Origin of the sequence: Sphingomonas sp. CFBP 13720 (genome assembly GCF_014842075.1) — a bacterium.
GTDB lineage: Bacteria > Pseudomonadota > Alphaproteobacteria > Sphingomonadales > Sphingomonadaceae > Sphingomonas.
The window spans coordinates 196,787-214,809 of record NZ_JACYVA010000001.1; the positions used below are offsets into that span (position 1 = coordinate 196,787).

At 66.0% G+C, this 18,023-nt stretch carries 10 protein-coding genes; 5 read left to right on the forward strand and 5 right to left on the reverse strand.

Annotated elements, in window-relative coordinates:
* The first annotated feature begins 129 nt into the window (after positions 1-129).
* From IFT55_RS00975 to glgX, 5 genes are read left to right on the forward strand one after another with little or no spacing between them, the layout of a single operon-like run.
* A complete protein-coding gene (locus IFT55_RS00975) occupies positions 130-2,517 on the forward strand; it encodes a glycogen/starch/alpha-glucan phosphorylase (RefSeq protein ID WP_197976292.1) in 2,388 nt (795 codons plus the stop codon).
* A complete protein-coding gene (gene glgB / locus IFT55_RS00980) occupies positions 2,514-4,664 on the forward strand; it encodes a 1,4-alpha-glucan branching protein GlgB (RefSeq protein ID WP_192088530.1) in 2,151 nt (716 codons plus the stop codon). The genes IFT55_RS00975 and glgB overlap by 4 nt, the downstream gene beginning before the upstream one ends.
* Positions 4,665-4,684: 20 nt before the next feature.
* Complete coding sequence (gene glgC, locus IFT55_RS00985) at positions 4,685-5,944, forward strand: glucose-1-phosphate adenylyltransferase (RefSeq protein WP_192088531.1); 1,260 nt, start codon at positions 4,685-4,687, stop codon at positions 5,942-5,944.
* A gap of 53 nt (positions 5,945-5,997) precedes the next feature.
* Positions 5,998-7,413, forward strand: a complete 1,416-nt coding sequence (glgA, locus tag IFT55_RS00990) for a glycogen synthase GlgA (RefSeq protein ID WP_192088532.1) — start codon at positions 5,998-6,000, stop codon at positions 7,411-7,413.
* Entirely contained in the window at positions 7,410-9,164 is a 1,755-nt protein-coding gene (gene glgX, locus IFT55_RS00995) for a glycogen debranching protein GlgX (protein ID WP_192088533.1), read from the forward strand. The genes glgA and glgX overlap by 4 nt, the downstream gene beginning before the upstream one ends.
* Positions 9,165-9,399: 235 nt before the next feature.
* On the opposite strand, the gene IFT55_RS01000 is transcribed toward glgX, so the two are convergent.
* The 5 genes from IFT55_RS01000 to IFT55_RS01020 all read right to left on the reverse strand — a co-directional run bounded on the left by IFT55_RS01000 (position 9,400) and on the right by IFT55_RS01020 (position 17,989).
* On the reverse strand, positions 9,400-10,884 hold the full coding sequence (locus tag IFT55_RS01000) for an MFS transporter (protein ID WP_192088534.1): 1,485 nt from the start codon (positions 10,882-10,884) through the stop codon (positions 9,400-9,402).
* Positions 10,885-10,981: 97 nt separating this feature from the next.
* On the reverse strand, positions 10,982-13,027 hold the full coding sequence (locus IFT55_RS01005) for a glycoside hydrolase family 97 protein (RefSeq protein WP_446740703.1): 2,046 nt from the start codon (positions 13,025-13,027) through the stop codon (positions 10,982-10,984).
* 29 nt (positions 13,028-13,056) lie between these two features.
* On the reverse strand, positions 13,057-14,673 hold the full coding sequence (locus IFT55_RS01010; RefSeq protein WP_249403511.1) for an alpha-glucosidase: 1,617 nt from the start codon (positions 14,671-14,673) through the stop codon (positions 13,057-13,059).
* On the reverse strand, positions 14,673-16,451 hold the full coding sequence (locus IFT55_RS01015; RefSeq protein ID WP_192088536.1) for an alpha-amylase family glycosyl hydrolase: 1,779 nt from the start codon (positions 16,449-16,451) through the stop codon (positions 14,673-14,675). Before IFT55_RS01015 ends, IFT55_RS01010 begins: the two co-directional genes overlap by 1 nt.
* The gene (locus tag IFT55_RS01020; RefSeq protein WP_192088537.1) at positions 16,448-17,989 is read right to left on the reverse strand and encodes a tryptophan halogenase family protein; all 1,542 of its coding nucleotides are present in this window, start codon (positions 17,987-17,989) and stop codon (positions 16,448-16,450) included. The genes IFT55_RS01015 and IFT55_RS01020 overlap by 4 nt, the downstream gene beginning before the upstream one ends.
* Positions 17,990-18,023 lie beyond the last annotated feature (34 nt).

The following is an 18,023-nucleotide window of genomic DNA, read 5'->3' on the forward strand; positions in this document are numbered from 1 at the left end:
GGAACGTCATTCTTTTCGAATACGTATTGCGCGTGACATGCCGTTCGTAACGGATAGTGTCGTCGGATCGATTTCCAAGGAGCCTGCGTGACCCAAGCCGCCCTCGCCGCCGTTCCCGTCCCCACCCCGCTGGCCGAGGAGATCCTCGACACGCTGGTCCACCGGATCGGCAAGGACGCGCAGGCGGCGTTGCCGCACGACTGGCTGGCCGCGACCATCCTGACGGTGCGCAACGACATCATCGAACGCTGGATGGCGTCGAGCAAACAGGCGCATGCCGATGGTGCGAAGCGGGTCTATTATCTCAGCCTCGAATTCCTGATCGGCCGGTTGCTGCGCGATGCGATCGCCAACCTGTCGCGCACCGACGAGGTGCGCGAGGCTCTGGAATCGCTGGGCGTCACCCTGTCCGACCTTGAGGGCGAGGAGCCGGACGCGGCGCTGGGCAATGGCGGGCTGGGACGGCTGGCGGCGTGCTTCATGGAAAGCCTCGCCAGCCTCGACCTGCCCGCCTATGGCTATGGCATCCGCTATGTGAACGGCATGTTCCGCCAGCGGATCGACAATGGCTGGCAGGTCGAGTTGCCGGAAACGTGGCTGCGCCACGGCAACCCGTGGGAATTCGAGCGGCGGGAGAGCGCGTATCGCATCGGCTTCGGCGGCGAGGTCACCGGCGACGAGCATGGCGACGTCCACTGGATGCCGGCGGAAAGCGTCGAGGCGGTGGCGGTCGACACGCCGGTGATCGGGTGGCGCGGGGCGCGGGTGAATACGCTGCGCCTGTGGACCGCACGCGCGCGCGATCCGATCCGGCTCGACCGGTTCAACGCGGGCGACCATGCGGGCGCGCTGGCATCGTCGGTCCGCGCGGAAACGCTGGTACGGGTGTTGTACCCGGCGGACTCGACGCCGGCGGGGCAGGAACTGCGGCTGCGGCAGGAATATTTCTTCTCGTCGGCCTCCATCCAGGACATCGTGCGGCGGCACGTCCAGTATTTCGGCGATATCCGCACGTTGCCGGACAAGGCTGCGATCCAGTTGAACGACACGCATCCGGCGGTGTCGGTCGCCGAATTGATGCGCCTGCTGATCGACGAACATGCGCTCGACTTCGACGGGGCGTGGGACATCACGAAGGCAACGTTCGGCTATACCAACCACACGTTGTTGCCCGAAGCACTTGAAAGCTGGCCACTTCCGCTGTTCGAACGGCTGCTGCCCCGGCACATGCAGCTTGTCTACGCGATCAATGCGCGAGTGCTGCGCGAAGCGCGCAAGACCGACGGAATCGATGACCACGCTATCTCGGCAATCAGCCTGATCGAGGAGGGCGGCGAGCGGCGGGTACGGATGGCCAATCTGGCCTTCGCGGGCAGCCACAGCGTCAACGGTGTCGCGGCGCTGCATACCGACCTGATGAAGCAGACTGTGTTCGCCGACCTCCACCGGCTGTATCCGACGCGGATCAACAACAAGACCAACGGCATCACGCCCCGGCGTTGGCTGTTCGAGAGCAATCCGGCACTGACCGCGCTGATCCGCGAGGCGATCGGCGACGGCTTCCTCGACGATGCGACGAAGCTGGCTGATCTGAAGCCCTTCGCTACCGACGCCGGGTTCCGCGAACGGTTCGAAAAGGTGAAGCGCGCGAACAAGGCGCGACTCGCACAGCATCTGCGCGAGGAGATGGGCGTACGGCTGGACCCCGACGCAATGTTCGACGTGCAGGTGAAGCGTATCCACGAATATAAACGCCAGTTGCTCAACATCCTCGAAACGGTGGCGCTGTACGACCAGATTCGCAGCCATCCCGACCGCGACTGGGTGCCGCGCGTGAAGCTGTTCGCGGGCAAGGCGGCGTCAAGCTATCACAATGCCAAGCTCATCATCAAACTGGCGAACGATGTGGCGCGGCGCATCAATGCCGATCCGGCGGTCGGCGGGCTGCTGCGCGTGGCGTTCGTGCCGAATTACAACGTATCGCTGGCGGAACTCATCATGCCCGCTGCCGACCTGTCCGAACAGATCAGCACGGCAGGGATGGAGGCGTCGGGCACCGGCAACATGAAGCTGGCGCTGAACGGCGCGCTGACGATCGGGACGCTCGATGGTGCCAACGTCGAGATCCGCGACCATGTCGGTGCCGACGATATCGTCATCTTCGGCCTGACCGCCGATGAGGTCGCGGCGAAGCGCGCCAACGGGTACGACCCGCGTGAGGCCATCGCGGCATCGCCCGAACTGGGTCAGGCGCTGGCGGCGATCAAGGGCGGCGTGTTCAGCCACGACGATCCGGGCCGCTATGCCGGGCTGATCGACGGGATAGAAACGAGCGACTGGTTCCTGTGCGCCGCTGACTTCGATAGCTATGCCGATGCGCAGCGTCAGATCGACCGCCGCTGGGAAGACCGCGCCGGGTGGAACGCCAGCGCGATCCGCAACGTGGCGGGTGTGGGCTGGTTCTCGTCCGACCGTACGATCGGCGAATATGCACGCGATATCTGGAACGTGATGTGACCCCGCCGGCCGACGCGATCGCGGCGCTGCTCGCGGGGCGTCATGCCGATCCGTTCTCGTTGCTGGGGCCGCATGCCGGCCCCGGCGGCACGTTTGTGCGCGCCTGGCTGCCGGGCGCGCAGAAGGTGCTGGCGCACGACCTGTCGGGCGCGGTGATTGGCGAACTGAGGCCCGTCGGCGACGGAATCGTCGAGGGGTTCGTGAAGGGATCGCCCCGGCCGCTATGGTATTATGCGCGGGGCGGCGGCGGCGAATGGTGGGTGAAGGACCCGTACAGCTTCGGCCCGGTGCTGGGGCCGACCGACGACTTCCTGATGGCCGAGGGAACGCATCTGCGCCTGCACGACAAGCTGGGCGCGCACCCGATTTCACATGAGGGCGCGGAGGGGATGCACTTCGCGGTCTGGGCGCCCAACGCACAGGTCGTCAGCGTCGTCGGCGACTGGAACGGATGGGACACGAAGCGTCACCCGATGCGGCGGCGCGGCGCAGTGGGCGTGTGGGAAATCTTTCTGCCCGATGTGAAACCGGGCCAGTCGTACAAATATGCGATCACCGGTGCCGATGGTGTTCTCCAGCCCCTGAAGGCCGATCCGTTCGCCTTCGCCAGCGAGCTGCGCCCGGCCACCGCGTCGCGCACCACCGCTCCGCCCGCGCATCGCTGGCGCGACGCGGCGCATCGCGAATACTGGGCATCGGTCGATCCGCGCCGGGTGCCGATTTCGATCTACGAAGTGCATCCGGGAAGCTGGCAGCGCGACGACGCGGGCTGGTTCCTGCCATGGGACCATCTGGCCGATCGGCTGATTCCGTATGTGGTCGACATGGGCTTCACGCATATCGAGTTCCTGCCGGTCAGCGAGCATCCCTATGATCCGTCATGGGGATATCAGACGACCGGACTGTATGCCCCGTCCGCACGGTTCGGCGATGTCGAAGGCTTCGCAAGGTTCGTGGATGGCGCGCACAAGGCCGGGATCGGGGTGCTGATCGACTGGGTGCCGGCGCATTTCCCGGTCGATACGCACGGGCTGGCGCGGTTCGACGGCACCGCGCTGTATGAGCATGAAGACCCCCGGCTGGGTTTCCACCCCGACTGGAACACCGCCATCTATAATTTCGGACGACGCGAGGTCGCGCAGTTCCTCGTCAACAACGCGCTGTTCTGGGCCGAGCGCTATCATGTCGACGGGCTGCGCGTCGATGCGGTGGCATCGATGCTGTACCGCGATTATTCGCGTGCGGCGGGCGAATGGATTCCGAACGAGGATGGCGGGCGCGAGAACTGGGAAGCGGTGGATTTCCTGCGCGCGACCAACCGCGCGGTATATGGCCAGCATCCCGGCGTCTTCACCGTGGCCGAGGAATCGACCTCATGGCCCGGCGTCACCCGCCCCGCGCATGAAGGCGGGCTGGGTTTCGGCTTCAAATGGAACATGGGGTTCATGCACGACACGCTCGCCTATATGGCGCGCGAGCCGGTGCATCGGCAGCATCATCATGACGAGATCACGTTCGGGCTGACCTACGCGTTCAGCGAGAATTTCGTGCTGCCGCTCAGCCATGACGAGGTCGTGCATGGCAAGGGATCGCTGCTGACCAAGATGGACGGCGACGAATGGCAGAAATTCGCCAATCTGCGGGCCTATTACGGTCTGATGTGGGGCTATCCCGGCAAGAAGCTGCTGTTCATGGGACAGGAGTTCGCGCAGGTTCGCGAATGGTCGGAGGAGCGCGCGCTCGACTGGGAACTGGTCGACGAGCCTGCGCATGCCGGCGTGGCGCTGCTGGTGCGCGACCTGAACCATCTGTATCGCGATACGCCCGCGCTGCACGCCCGCGACTGCGAGGGCGACGGGTTCTGCTGGGCGGTGGTGGACGATGCGGCGCAGTCGGTGTTCGCGTGGGAACGCCGTGCGCCAGACGAGGCACCGGTGCTGGTCGTATCCAACCTGACGCCGATCGTCCGCGAAGGATACCGTGTTCCTGTGTCGCGCGACGGGCAGTGGCGCGAAATACTGAACAGCGATGCGTCCGATTATGGCGGGAGCGGTGTCGGCAATATGGGCGTTGTCACCGCGTCCGACGGAGTAGCGACGCTGATGCTGCCGCCGCTGGCGACGATGTGGTTCCAATACGATAACTAGAACAATGGGGAGAGTGAGGCATGGAGAGGCGAGGACAACCGCTGGCGCGTGACGCCATGGCGTATGTACTGGCGGGCGGACGCGGCAGCCGGCTGTTCGAAATGACCGATACCCGTGCGAAGCCCGCCGTCTATTTCGGGGGCAAGAGCCGCATCATCGACTTCGCACTGTCGAACGCGCTGAACTCGGGTATCCGGCGCATCGGGGTGGCCACGCAGTACAAGGCGCATAGCCTGATCCGGCATCTTCAGCGCGGGTGGAACTTCCTGCGGCCCGAACGCAACGAGAGTTTCGACATTCTGCCCGCCAGCCAGCGGATCAGCGAGTTTCAATGGTATGAAGGCACCGCCGACGCGGTGTTCCAGAACATCGACATCATCCAGAGCCATCGTCCAGAGTATATGGTGATCCTTGCCGGGGATCACATCTACAAGATGGATTACGAGTTGATGCTGCAACAGCATGTCGACACCGGCGCGGACGTGACGGTGGCGTGCATGGAAGTGCCGCGGATGGAAGCGGTCGGCTTCGGTGTGATGCACGTGGATGCCGACGACCGCATCATCGATTTCGTCGAAAAACCGGCCGATCCGCCCGCGATCCCCGGCCAGCCCGACGTGGCGCTCGCCAGCCTCGGCATTTATGTGTTTCGTACCGCGCTGCTGTTCGAACAGCTGCGCCGCGACGCCGACGAGGCCGGGTCGAGCCGCGATTTCGGCAAGGATCTGATCCCGTGGCTGGTCAAACACGGCAAGGCGCAGGCGCACCGTTTCTCCGCATCGTGCGTGCGGTCGGAAGAGGAGCCGGGATCGTACTGGCGCGACGTCGGGACGATCGACGCCTATTGGGAAGCCAATATCGACCTGACCGACGTGGTGCCGCAGCTCGACCTGTACGATCGTAGCTGGCCGCTATGGACCTATTCCGAGATCACGCCGCCCGCCAAGTTCGTCCATGACGTCGACGGCCGACGTGGATCGGCGGTGTCGAGCCTGATCGCGGGGGACTGCATCGTATCCGGGTCGAGCGTGCATCGCAGCCTGCTGAGCACCGGGGTGCGCGCGCACAGCTTTTCGTCGATCGATGAATCGGTGGTCTTGCCCAAGACGCGAATCGAACGCGGCGCGCGGCTCACGCGCTGCGTGGTCGATGCAGGGGTCGTGATCCCGGCCGGGCTGGTCGTAGGCGAAGACCCGGTGATCGACGGACATCGGTTCCGGCGGACGGACAAGGGGATTTGCCTGATCACGCAGCCCATGATCGACCGGCTGGAACTATGATGCCAACGCCAACAGTATCCTCGTCTCGCCCCCTTCCGGTGGGATTATAGACGATGCGCGTCCTGTCCGTCGCTTCGGAGGCCTATCCCTTGGTAAAAACCGGCGGGCTGGCCGATGTCGTCGGTGCCCTGCCCGCCGCGCTGGCACCGCACGGGGTCGAGACCACCACGCTGCTACCCGGCTATCCCGCCGTAGTGCGGACGCTGCAGCGCCCCGCCGTCGCACGGCGGTGGGATGCGCTGCTCGGTGTTCCGGCACGGTTGCTCAAAGGTCATATCGACGGACATCCGCTGCTCGTGCTGGACGCGCCCGACTTGTTTGCGCGCGACGGCGGGCCGTATGCCGATGCCACTGCCGCCGACTGGCCCGACAACTGGCGACGGTTCGCCGCGTTGGGCCGGGCGGCGGCGGATATCGCGGGGGAATATGATCTCGTCCATGCGCATGATTGGCAGGGGGCAACGGCGGCCGCCTATCTCCGCTATGACGACAGCGTCGTGCCCAGCGTCCTCACCATCCACAATATCGCGTTTCAGGGTCGGTACGATGCGGCGGTGTTCGCCGGGCTGGAGCTGCCTGAAACGGCATTCGCGCTGGATGGCGTCGAATATTATGGCGGGGTCGGATTGTTGAAGGCCGGGCTGGCATCGGCGGATGCGATCACGACGGTCTCCCCCAGCTATGCCGACGAGATCCGCCGGCCGGAGTTCGGCATGGGGCTGGAAGGATTGATCGAAGCGCGTGGCGACCGGGTGACCGGGATCGTCAACGGCATCGATCCGGCAGTGTGGAAACCGGCCACCGACACCACCCTGCCCGCCTGCTATACCGCCCGCACGCTGTCCCGGCGGCGCGCGAACAAGCGCGCGCTGGAGGCGGCTTTCGATCTGGAGCCGGGTGACGGGCCGGTGTTCGTCGTGGTCAGCCGGTTGACGTGGCAAAAGGGGATGGACGTGCTGGCCGGCGCGATCGATGCGCTGGTCGCGATGGGCGGGCGGCTGGCACTGCTGGGATCGGGCGACGCGGCGCTGGAGAGCGCCTTCCTGTCCGCGCGCACGCGGCACCCCGGCCGGATTGGGGTACGGATCGGCTATGACGAGGCGCTATCGCACCTGTTGCAGGGCGGCGGGGATGCGATCCTGATCCCGTCGCGGTTCGAACCGTGCGGACTGACGCAGCTATACGGTCTGGCCTATGGGTGTGTGCCGGTGGTGGCGCGGACTGGGGGGCTTGCGGATACGGTTATCGACGCGAACGAGGCGGCGGTGGCGGCGGGCGTTGCTACCGGCGTGCAGTTCGGCGATGTGACGGTCGACGCATTGGTCCGTGCATTGCGCCGCACGACCGGCCTGTACGAGCAACGGGACGTCTGGACGACGATGCAGCGACAGGGAATGCGGGCGGACTTCGGCTGGACGCGCAGCGGCGCGCGCTATGCCGCGCTGTACCGGAGCCTGATCGCGGCATGATGCCCGGAGCAAGTGCGATCGACGGCGGCACCCGCTTTGCCGTACGCGCGCGCGATGCGTCGGCGGTGTGGCTGTGCCTGTTCGACGGCGATGCCGAGCGCCGGTTGGCGATGCAACGCGCTGGCGATTGGTTCGCCATGGACGTGGCGGGCGTGGGTCCGGGACAGCGCTACGGCTATCGCGCCGACGGAACTGGTCGATGGTTCGATCCCGCCAAGCTGCTGGTCGATCCCTATGCCGTGGAACTGGACCGACGCTTCGTCTGGTCGGCGGACCTGAACAGGTTCGGATGCGATACCGCCAGGCTGGTGCCGAAGGCGGTCGTTCCCGCCCCTCCCCCGCCGGTGACGACCGGACCAGTCCGGTTCGATCCCGGCGGGCTGGTCTATGAAGTCAACGTCCGCGGCTTCACGATGCTGCACCCCGACGTGCCCGAGCCGCAACGCGGGACGATCGCGGCACTCGCGCATCCGGCGGTAATCGCGCACCTGCGCAAGATCGGGGTGAGCGCGGTCGAGTTGATGCCGATCGTCGCGTGGATCGACGAACGGCACCTCCCGCCGCTGGGGCTGCGTAATGCGTGGGGCTATAATCCGGTCGTGCCGATGGCGATCGATCCGGGGCTTGCGCCGGGCGGCGTGGGCGAATTGCGCGAGACGATCGCGGCGCTGCACGCGGCGGGGATCGGGGTGGTCCTCGACCTCGTCTTCAATCACACCGGCGAGAGCGATGTCGACGGCCCGATCCTGTCGCTGCGCGGACTGGACGATCGCAGCTATGCCCACGCCCCGGACGGCAGTCTCATCAACGATACCGGGACCGGGAATACGCTCGACGCAGGCGATGCGGGGGTACGCGACCTGATCGTCGCCTCGCTGCGGCATTTTGCCGCGCTCGGCGTGGACGGGTTCCGGTTCGATCTGGCGCCGGTCATCGCACGGTCGCCGGGCTTCGATCGCCACGCGCCGATCTTTGCCGCGATCGCGTCGGACCCGATGCTGGCCGACCGCGTGATGATCGCGGAGCCATGGGATATCGGACCGGGCGGGTATCAGTTGGGCAATTTCCCGACCGACTGGCTGGAATGGAACGACCGCTATCGCGACGACGTGCGGCGTTTCTGGCGTGGAGACGGCAGCGCGGCGGTGCTGGCGACGCGGCTGATGGGATCAGCGGATATCTTCGGCCGGTGCAGTCGCAGCGTGAACTTCCTCGCGGCGCATGACGGGTTCACGCTGGCCGATCTGGTGGCGCATGTCGACCGGCACAATTACGCCAATGGCGAGGACAATCGCGACGGGCACGGCGACAATCTGTCGTGGAACCATGGGGTCGAGGGACGCAGCGACGACCCCGGCGTGGCAGCGGCACGGGCAGCCGACCTGCGCGCAATGCTGGCGACGCTGTTCGCGACGCGCGGGACGATCCAGTTGACCGCCGGTGACGAATTCGCGCGGACGCAGCGGGGCAACAACAACGCCTATGCGCAAGACAATGCGCTCGGGTGGGTCGACTGGGCGGGACGCGACGTCGCGCTGGAGGATTTCATCGCAGGGCTGGCGGCGTGGCGGCGGGCGCGGCCGAGCGTTTCCGATCCGGTAGTGCCGGAGGTGGTCGAATGGAGAACGCTGGACGGGCGGGCCATGACGGCGGCGGACTGGGAACACCCGGGATGTGCGGGGTTTGAGCTTTGGTTGGACGGTGCTGTCGTGCGGATCGATCGGGCGGCTCGGATGGTGATGCTGGGTTAGGCTGGTTCACGCGAAAGCGCGGAGGCGAGGAGAAGATTGGTTCACGCGGAGGCGCGGAGGCGCGGAGAGAAGCGGCTCTCCGACGTGGCGCGCCGAACGGCGCTGGTACTCGACGCCTTAAGGGGTAAGGGGCGCTGCCGCGTCCAATGTCATCTCTGCGCCTCCGCGCCTCCGCGTGAAAAATCCTTCTCCGCGCCTTCGCGCCTTCGCGTGAACAGATCCTCCAAGGCGGAGCCTATTCCCGCACCCGGACCATGGCCACCGCCGCGATCGCCATGACCGACGCCGCGACCAGCATCGTCCATGCCGGATCGGTCGGAAACCACGCCTTGATGACCCCGCCCATCACCGTCGCGACGATCAGCTGCGGCAGGACGATGAAGAAGTTGAAGATACCCATATACACGCCGAGCTTGCGCTGCGGCAGCGCGTTGGCGAGCAGGACATAGGGCATGGTCAGCACCGACGCCCATGCGATGCCGATGCCGATCATCGGCACGATCATCCCCAACCGGTCGTGCGTCACGAAGATGCCGACGAACGCTGCTGCCCCGATCGCAAGGCACAGCATGTGCGTGCGGGCCGCGCCGATCCGGCGGGCAAGCACCGGCAACGCGAACGCCGCCAGTGCCGCGACGCCCGAATAGATCGCGAACAGCACGCCGACCCAGCTTCCGGCCTGATTATATCCCGAAGACGCGGGATCGATCGTGCCCCAGACCTGCTGCGCGATCACGGGCGTGGTATAGACCCACAGCAGGATCAGCGCCCCCCACGTGAAGAACTGGACCAGCGCCAGCCGCCGCATCCGGTCGGGCATCGTCGCCAGATCGCTGACGATGTGGCTCAACACATTGTCGCCGCGTCCCGCCCGGACCAGTCCGCCCGACACGATCTGCGCCACGCCATACAGCGCGATGCCCGCTGCGACGAAATAGGCCTCGCGCCCACTGGCCAGCATCCCGCTGCGTTCCGCCAGTACGATGAGCGCAGCGACCCCGATCCCGCCGACGATCCAGAGCGCGCCGCGGGTCGGCACGGCCAGCGGTTCGTCCACCGTGTCCGACGACGATTCGCCGAACGCCGCCATTTCCGCCGGACTATATTCGCGCACCGTCAGCACGGTCCACAGCACTGCGATCAGCAGCATCGTGCCGCCGAAATAGAAACCATAGCGGACGGCATCGGGCACCTGCCCCGCCGGCGCGACGTTCGATACGCCGAAGCCGTTTTCCAGCACGAACGGCGCGAGGCTGGCGACGACCGCACCCGCGCCGATGAACCATGTCTGGAACGCATAGCCGGTCGGACGCTGTTCGGGATCGAGCATGTCGCCGACGAATGCGCGGAACGGCTCCATCGACACGTTGAGCGATGCGTCGAGCATCCACAGCGTGATGGCCGCGACCAGCCATGTCGGCGAATTGGGCATGACGAACAGCGCGCAGGTACACAGGATCGCGCCGAACAGAAAATAGGGTCGCCGCCGTCCCAGCCGACCCCAGGTCCGGTCGCTGTAATGGCCGATGATCGGCTGGACGAGCAGTCCGGTCAGCGGCGCGGCGATCCACATCAGCGCCAGATCCTCGATCGGCGTGCCCAGCGACTGAAAGATGCGGCTGGCGTTCGCGTTCTGAAGCGCGAAGCCGATCTGGATACCGAAGAATCCGAAGGAGATGTTCCAGAGCTGCGGGAACCCCAGCGTCGGGCGGGTGGTCATCGTCTGTAACTCCTGCCCGCTCCATGCGGAGGGGGATGCTGAACGCGTCGCGGGGCGATCCCCCTTTGCCCGCCTGTCGCCGGCCTTCCCCGGAGGCCTACCGGCGGCGTGACGGTGCGACGAACCGGATCGCCTGACCGCCGCCGGGCGCCAGCGCGATGGTCAACGTGTCGCCGCGCTTCACCGGTCGCCGTTCGATCGCGATCGAATGGCGCGCGTCGGTGCGATAGTCTGCGCCCGGCCCGTCGCGATAGATCTCCGCCATGTACGTCTTTCCGGCATCGAGGAAATCGAGCGTTACGGTCGAACTGCGCGCTTCCTCATCGCCGACCGCGCCCAGATACCAGTCGCCGCCGGTCGCCGCCTTGCGGACGATCGTGGCATAGTCGCCGACCTCGCCGTTCAGCACGCGGGTGTCGGACCAGTCGGTAGGCACGTCGCGGATGAATTTGAACGCCGCCGGATAGCGCGCGTAATTCTCCGGCGTGTCGGCCGCCATCACCACCGGCGAATAGAGTACGACATAGAGCGCCAACTGCTTGGCGATCGTCGACTGGATCGCGCTGCCCTCGCTGCCCGACAGGCTCAGCACGCCGGGCGTGAAGTCCATCGGGCCGCCCAGAAACTGGGTGAAGACCATGTTGGCCTCGTGCTCGGGCGTGTTCTTGCCGCCGACCCATGCGTTATATTCCATGCCGCGACCACCTTCGCGGCTCATCCAGTTGGGATAGGTGCGGCGCAGGCCGGTGTCCTTGACCGGTTCGTGGCTGTCGATCGACACACGGTATTTCGCGGCGGCGTTCAGCACGCGCTGGTGATGGTTCACCATCCACTGGCCTTCATGCCATTCGCGGTGCCGCGATCCGTTGGCATCCACCCGTTCGATCTGGCCGGCATCGGTGACATAGCCGGTCTTGACCACGCGCTCGCCATGATCGGCGGCCCATTTGAACGCGCTGTCGAGTTGCGCGTCGTAATGGCTGACCGATCCACCGGTTTCGTGATGACCGATCAGGCGCACGCCTTTCGCGGTCGCATAGGCGGCAAGCGCGGCAGCATCGAAATCGGCGGTGGGCTGGCTGAAGTTCATATCGTTGCCGTTGCCCAGCCAGTCACCGTCCCAACCGACGTTCCACCCTTCAACCAGCACACCGTCGATCCCGTTCGCCGCCGCGAAGTCGATATAGCGGCGCACATTGGCAGTGGTCGCGCCGTGCTTCGGACCGCGTGCCCACGTCCATTCGCCCTTGATCATGTTCCACCACACGCCGACGAACTTGCCGGGTTTGATCCATGCCGACGTATCGCCAAGCTTGTTGGGTTCGTTGAGGTTCAGCCCGATGCGGCTGGCCGCGTACAGTCCCGCCGCATCGTCGGCGATCGCGATCGTACGCCATGGGGTGGAGAAGCCGGCGGCACGGGTCACTTTGGGCGCGCCGGCTCCCGGCGTCAGGACGGCACGGAAGGTCGTACCTTCGGCCCGCGCGAGGTTCATCGCCGAATAGTCGGTCAGCGCGGCCTCGTGGATCGCCACATGCGTGCCGCTGGCCAGCTTGACCGTCATCACCGTCTGCGCGGTGCCGACCGCGTCCAGCGGGGTGCGGTTGTAGAGATATTCTTCGCGGTTCCATTCGAAGGCGGGCTTCCACCACGCGGTGCCGGGTTCGGCGAAGGCAAACTGGGTCAGCTCCTCCGCGATGTTGACCGTGGTCAGGTTCGCCTGTTTCGGCAGGGTGTAGCGAAAGCCGATCCCGTCATCGAACAGGCGAAAGGTGACCGCCATTTCGCGCTTCAGGTTCTTCGCCTCGCGGAACGTCACCGTCAGTTCGGTATGGTTGTCGCGGATCGTCTTCCATTCGCCGAACGGCTGCGTCCAACTGCTGTCCGACCGGTCGCGGGTGGTGCGCGCCAGCGTCAGCCCACGCTCGATCTTGGGCGCATCGGTGAACAGGAAGCCCAGTCGACTGTCGTTGAGCAGCGGCTTGCCGTCCTTCGCCACCGAATAGGACGGCCGGCCCTCGCCATCGAGGCTGATCGCGACGGTCAGTTTGCCGTCGGGCGACGCCGCCCGTACCACGACTTCCGCGAAGGCGGGCGACGCCATCGCCGTCATGCCGGTCAGCACCAGCGCCAGTTTCATCATCCTCATCGTCCGTCTCTTTTCGTTATGTTCTATGGTCGGATCGACACGCTGGCTGCATACGGGCCATAGGTATCGCCGGTAATCGTTCCGACCGTCTCGATCGTCGTCCCGACGCTATGCTGCGCGAATTGCTGCGCAGCATTGGTCAGGTTGAAGACGCACCGCAGCCGTTCGCCATCGGCCTCGCGATCGAAGGCAAGGATCGCATCGGATGCCTCGACGATCGTCAGCGAGCCGCTGCGCAGGGCCGGGTGGCTGTCGCGAAGGTCAAGGATGCGGCGGGTGTAGGCGAGCAGCGACGCCGGGTCGCGCTCCTGCCGATCGACCGCCAGTGCGCGATGGCTTTCCCCGGCGGGCAGCCATGGCTTGCCGGTGCCGAAACCAAGATTCTCGGCATCCGCCACCCATGGCATCGGGGTCCGTGCACCGTCGCGCGACAGGGTCAGCGGCCAGTTGGCGATGGCTTCGGGGTCCTGCAGGTCGGCATAGGCGATGTCGACCTGCGGCAGGCCGAGTTCCTCGCCATTGTACAGGAAGATGTTGCCGCGCAGGCAGGCGAGCAGCAGCATCTTTAGCCGCCCGAACACCGCTGGATCGGCATCGGCGGGCATCCAGCGCGTGACGGCGCGCGGCGCGTCATGGTTCTCGAAAGCCCAGCTTGGCCACGGATCGCCCTCCCCCCAATTGTCGAGCGCATCGCGCAGGACGCGCGGCGTGAAGCCGGGGGCATAGAGAAAGTCGAAGCCATAGGCGGTGTTGAGCTTGTCGCCGCCGCCGCAGAACAGCTTCATCTCGCGCTCGGCATCGTCGCCGCCGACTTCGGCCACGGTGAAGCGGTCGCCGTCATATTCGTCGAGCAGCGCACGGACGCGTTGCAGGAAGGCGGGGATGTCGGGATGGCTTTGATTATACAGCTTGCGCTGGAAATCGAACGGGCGCGTCCGGGTCTTGCCGTTGCTGGGCGCGGGCGGATTGTCGCGCAGTTGCGGGTCGTGCATCGCGAAGTTGATCGCATCCAGCCGGAAACCGTCGACGCCGCGATCGAGCCAGAAGCGCGCGGTATCCAGCAGCGCCGACTGCACGTCGGCGTTATGGCCGTGGATTTGCGGCTGTTCCTTCAGGAAGTTGTGGAGGTAATATTGGCCGCGCCGCGCGTCCCACGTCCATGCCGGGCCGCCGAACACCGACTGCCAGTTGCTGGGCGGCGAGCCATCGGGTTTGGCATCGGCCCACACATACCAGTCGGCCTTGGGATTGGTGCGGCTGGACCGGCTTTCGACGAACCACGGATGCTCGTCGCTGGTGTGCGACCACACCTGATCGATGATGATCCGCAGCCCGAGCGCATGGGCGCGTGCGATCAGCGCGTCGAAATCCGCCAGCGTTCCGAAGATCGGATCGACGTCGCAATAATCGGCGACGTCATAGCCGAAATCCTTCATCGGCGACGTGAAGAAGGGCGATAGCCACACCGCATCGACGCCCAGCCCGGCGACGTAGTCGAGATGCGCCGTGATGCCCGCCAGATCGCCGATGCCGTCGCCATTGCTGTCGGCGAAACTGCGCGGGTAGATCTGGTAGATCGTGGCACCGTGCCACCATGGACGGACCGGGTTGGACAGGATCGCGCGGGCGGGGTCGTTCATCACTGGGTCTCCGCGGCGCATACCGCATAGCCGAAGGCGGGAAGGTCGACGCGCACCTGACCGGGCACGACGGCGGCAGGGCTACACCGGCCGGCGAGCGTGCGGAAGCGGGTCGATCGCGTCTCGACCTCGACATTGCGGACGACTGGCTGCGGAGAGGTGTTGAACAGCAGCAGCACCTCCTGCCCGCTCCCCGGATGGAAACGGGAGATGGCGAGAAGGCCGGGCTTCTCCTCCCGAGCGCGCAGCAACTGACGACCCCGGGTCAGCGCCGGCGTCGCGGTGCGGATTTTCGCGAGGTCCGCGATCTGGCGGTAGAGCGGATGGCCGGGCGTGAAGTTCGTAGTGGCGGTGGTGGCGGTAGTGCCGACCAGCCGGTTGTCGTTGTACGATGCGACCTTCGACGCGAACATATCCTCGCGCGCGTCCTGATCGTTGCCGTCGCCGGCAAAGCCCTGTTCGTCACCGGAATAGATCGTCGGCACGCCGCGCAGCGTCAGCAGCATGGCATTGCCGAGCATCACGCGCGACAGGATCTCGCCGTCACCCGCCTGCGGAAACGCCTTGCGTACGAAATAGGCGAAGCGGCCATTGTCGTGGTTGCCGGTGAAGGTCGGCAGTTGCCGCGCCATCGCCTCGCCCCCGGCATAAAGGACGTCGCCGTCGAACACGGTTTCGAACGCGTCGGTGCCCTTCGTCCCCGCGACCGTCTGCAACACCGCCTCGCGGAACGAAAAGTCGAGGACGGCAGGAAAGCTGCCGGTCTTCGTCCAGGCCGCAAGGCCACCCGCGTCGAGCGACGACAGCGCGACTTCGCCGAAGATGTGGAAGTTGGGAATACCCTTCGCCAGCGCGCGCGCCTGCATCGCCGGCACGAACGCCGCCCAGAACTCTGGATTTACGTGGCGCGCGGTGTCGATGCGATATCCGTCGATCCCGAACCGGTCGATCCAGCCGCCGAAGATGTCGATCATCCCCGCCACGACGCGCGGATGTTCCGTCATCAGATCGTCCAGCCCCACGAAATCGCCCATTTGCGAGCTTTCGTTTGCGAAGGTCGTGTTGCCGCGATTGTGGTAATAGATCGGGTCGTTGAGCCATGCCGGCACCTTGACCGAACGTTCGGCGGGGGGGACTTCGGGAGTATAGGCGAACGACGGGTCGGTCAGCTTCGCGAAATTGTCCGCCGTCTGTACCCGGTCGCCAACAAAGCCGGCGTTCTTGCCGCCTGCCGCATAGGGATAGTCGGCGCGGCTGCGATAGACGCATTCGCGGGTCCCGGCACATTCGCGATACCGGATCACGTCGGCGGTGTGGTTGGCGATGATGTCCATATAGACCTTCATCCCCGCCGCATGCGCCGCATCGACCAGCGCCTTGAACTCCGCGTCGGTGCCCAGATGCGGGTCGACATGGGTGAAGTCGGTCACCCAATAGCCGTGATAACCAGCCGATTCCTGTCCCGGACCGCCCTGCACCGCCTTGTTACGGAAGATCGGCCCGACCCAGATCGCGGTCGCACCCAGCGATTTGATATAGGGTAGTCGTGCAGTCAGCCCCTTGAGGTCGCCGCCATGATAGAAGCCCTTCGCGGTCGGATCGAAGCCATGGCGCATCCGGTCGCCCGCGATCCCGCCACGATCGTTGGCGGTGCTGCCGTTTTCGAACCGGTCGGGCAGGACGAAATAGATCACCTCGTCCTCGGGCGCACGCTGACGGAAATCCTGCGCGATGGCGGGTGTCGCGGCGAGCAGGGCGAGGAACAGCGGGCGGATCATGCGGCGACCTTCGGTACGGGCGCGGGGCAGTGCCGCGCGAGGAAAGCGTCATGCGACTGCATGCGAGCGACGGTCGCGGCAACCTGCGCGCGCGACATGGCAAGGAATTCGGCGGTGCGGGCGGGCGTCAGGCCATCGGCGAGCGGGTGCCAGCCAGTCGGCACGACCCCCTGCCCCAGCAGCAGCTGTAACCACGCAACCTCGGCGAACAGTTCGTCGCCGTCGCGCACGATCCGGCCCGAACTGCGGAACAGATCGATCCGGTGCGCCAGCGTGTCGGGCAGCGGTGCCGCGCGCCGTTCGCGCCAGAACGGCTCGTCGCGTCCGTTCAGATGGTAATGCGCGATCAGGAAGTCGCGGACCTGCACCCATTCGCGTTCGGACTGGCGGTTATATTCGGCGATATCCGCTGCACGGGGGCTGGCGACCGGCCACAGCGACAGAAGCCGGGCGATTCCCGACTGGACCAGATGGATCGACGTCGATTCCAGCGGTTCGAGGAACCCCGCCGCCAGCCCCAGTCCGACGCAATTGCCGACCCACGCCGTCCGCCTGCGCCCGGTGCGGAACCGCAGCGGTCGGGGATCTGCCAACGCCGCGCCGTCGAGGTTGCCGAGCAGGATCGCCGCCGCTTCGTCGTCGGACAGGTAATCGCTGGAATAGACCAGCCCGTTGCCGGTGCGGTGTTGCAGGGGAATCCGCCACTGCCATCCTGCCGCCCGTGCGGTTGCGCGGGTAAACGGCGTGGTTGGGCCGTTCGATGCGCTGGGCACCGCCAGCGCGCGGTCGCACGGCAGCAACGCGGACCAGTCGTCCCACGCAGCCCCCATCGTGCGGCCGAGCAGCAACGACGCGAACCCCGAACAGTCGATATAGAAATCGGCGGCGATCGTACGGCCATCGTCCAGCGTCAGCGCCGCGATGGTGCCCGCTTCGCCGTTCTGTGCGACATCGACCACCTGCCCTTCGACCCGCGCCACGCCGTTACGTTCGGCAAGCGCGCGCAGATAAGCCGCATAGCGCGCCGTATCGAAATGATAGGCCCATGCTAGGCCGATTGGCAGGTCGGACGTACCGACATCGCGGGCGAAGCGCCCGTCGCGCGCCGCCACGGCGCTGGCGCTATGGTCCCACAGGCTGGCCGGATCGGCGGCACCGCCCTGCGCCAGCCAGTAATGATGGAACGGCACCAGCCCCAACGCGCGGCCGATCGTGCCGAACCCATGGAGATAGCGGCTGTCACCACCGCTCCACCCGGCGAATTCGATCCCCAGCTTGAAGCTGCCGCCGGTCCTCGCAACGAAATCATCTTCGTCGATACCGAGATGACGGTTGAACAACCCCAGTTGCGGGATCGTCGCCTCACCCACCCCGACCGTCCCGATCGCATCCGATTCGATCAGCGTGATCCGCGTTCCCGCCGGCAGGAAGCGCGCGAGTGCCGCTGCCGCCATCCAGCCGGCGGTGCCGCCACCGACGATCGCGACATGGGCGATGGGGGATTGTGAGGGAGCTGCGAGGGTGTCGGGTCGTATCATGATGCAAACCGTCCGTTCATCCCGAGTAGCCTGA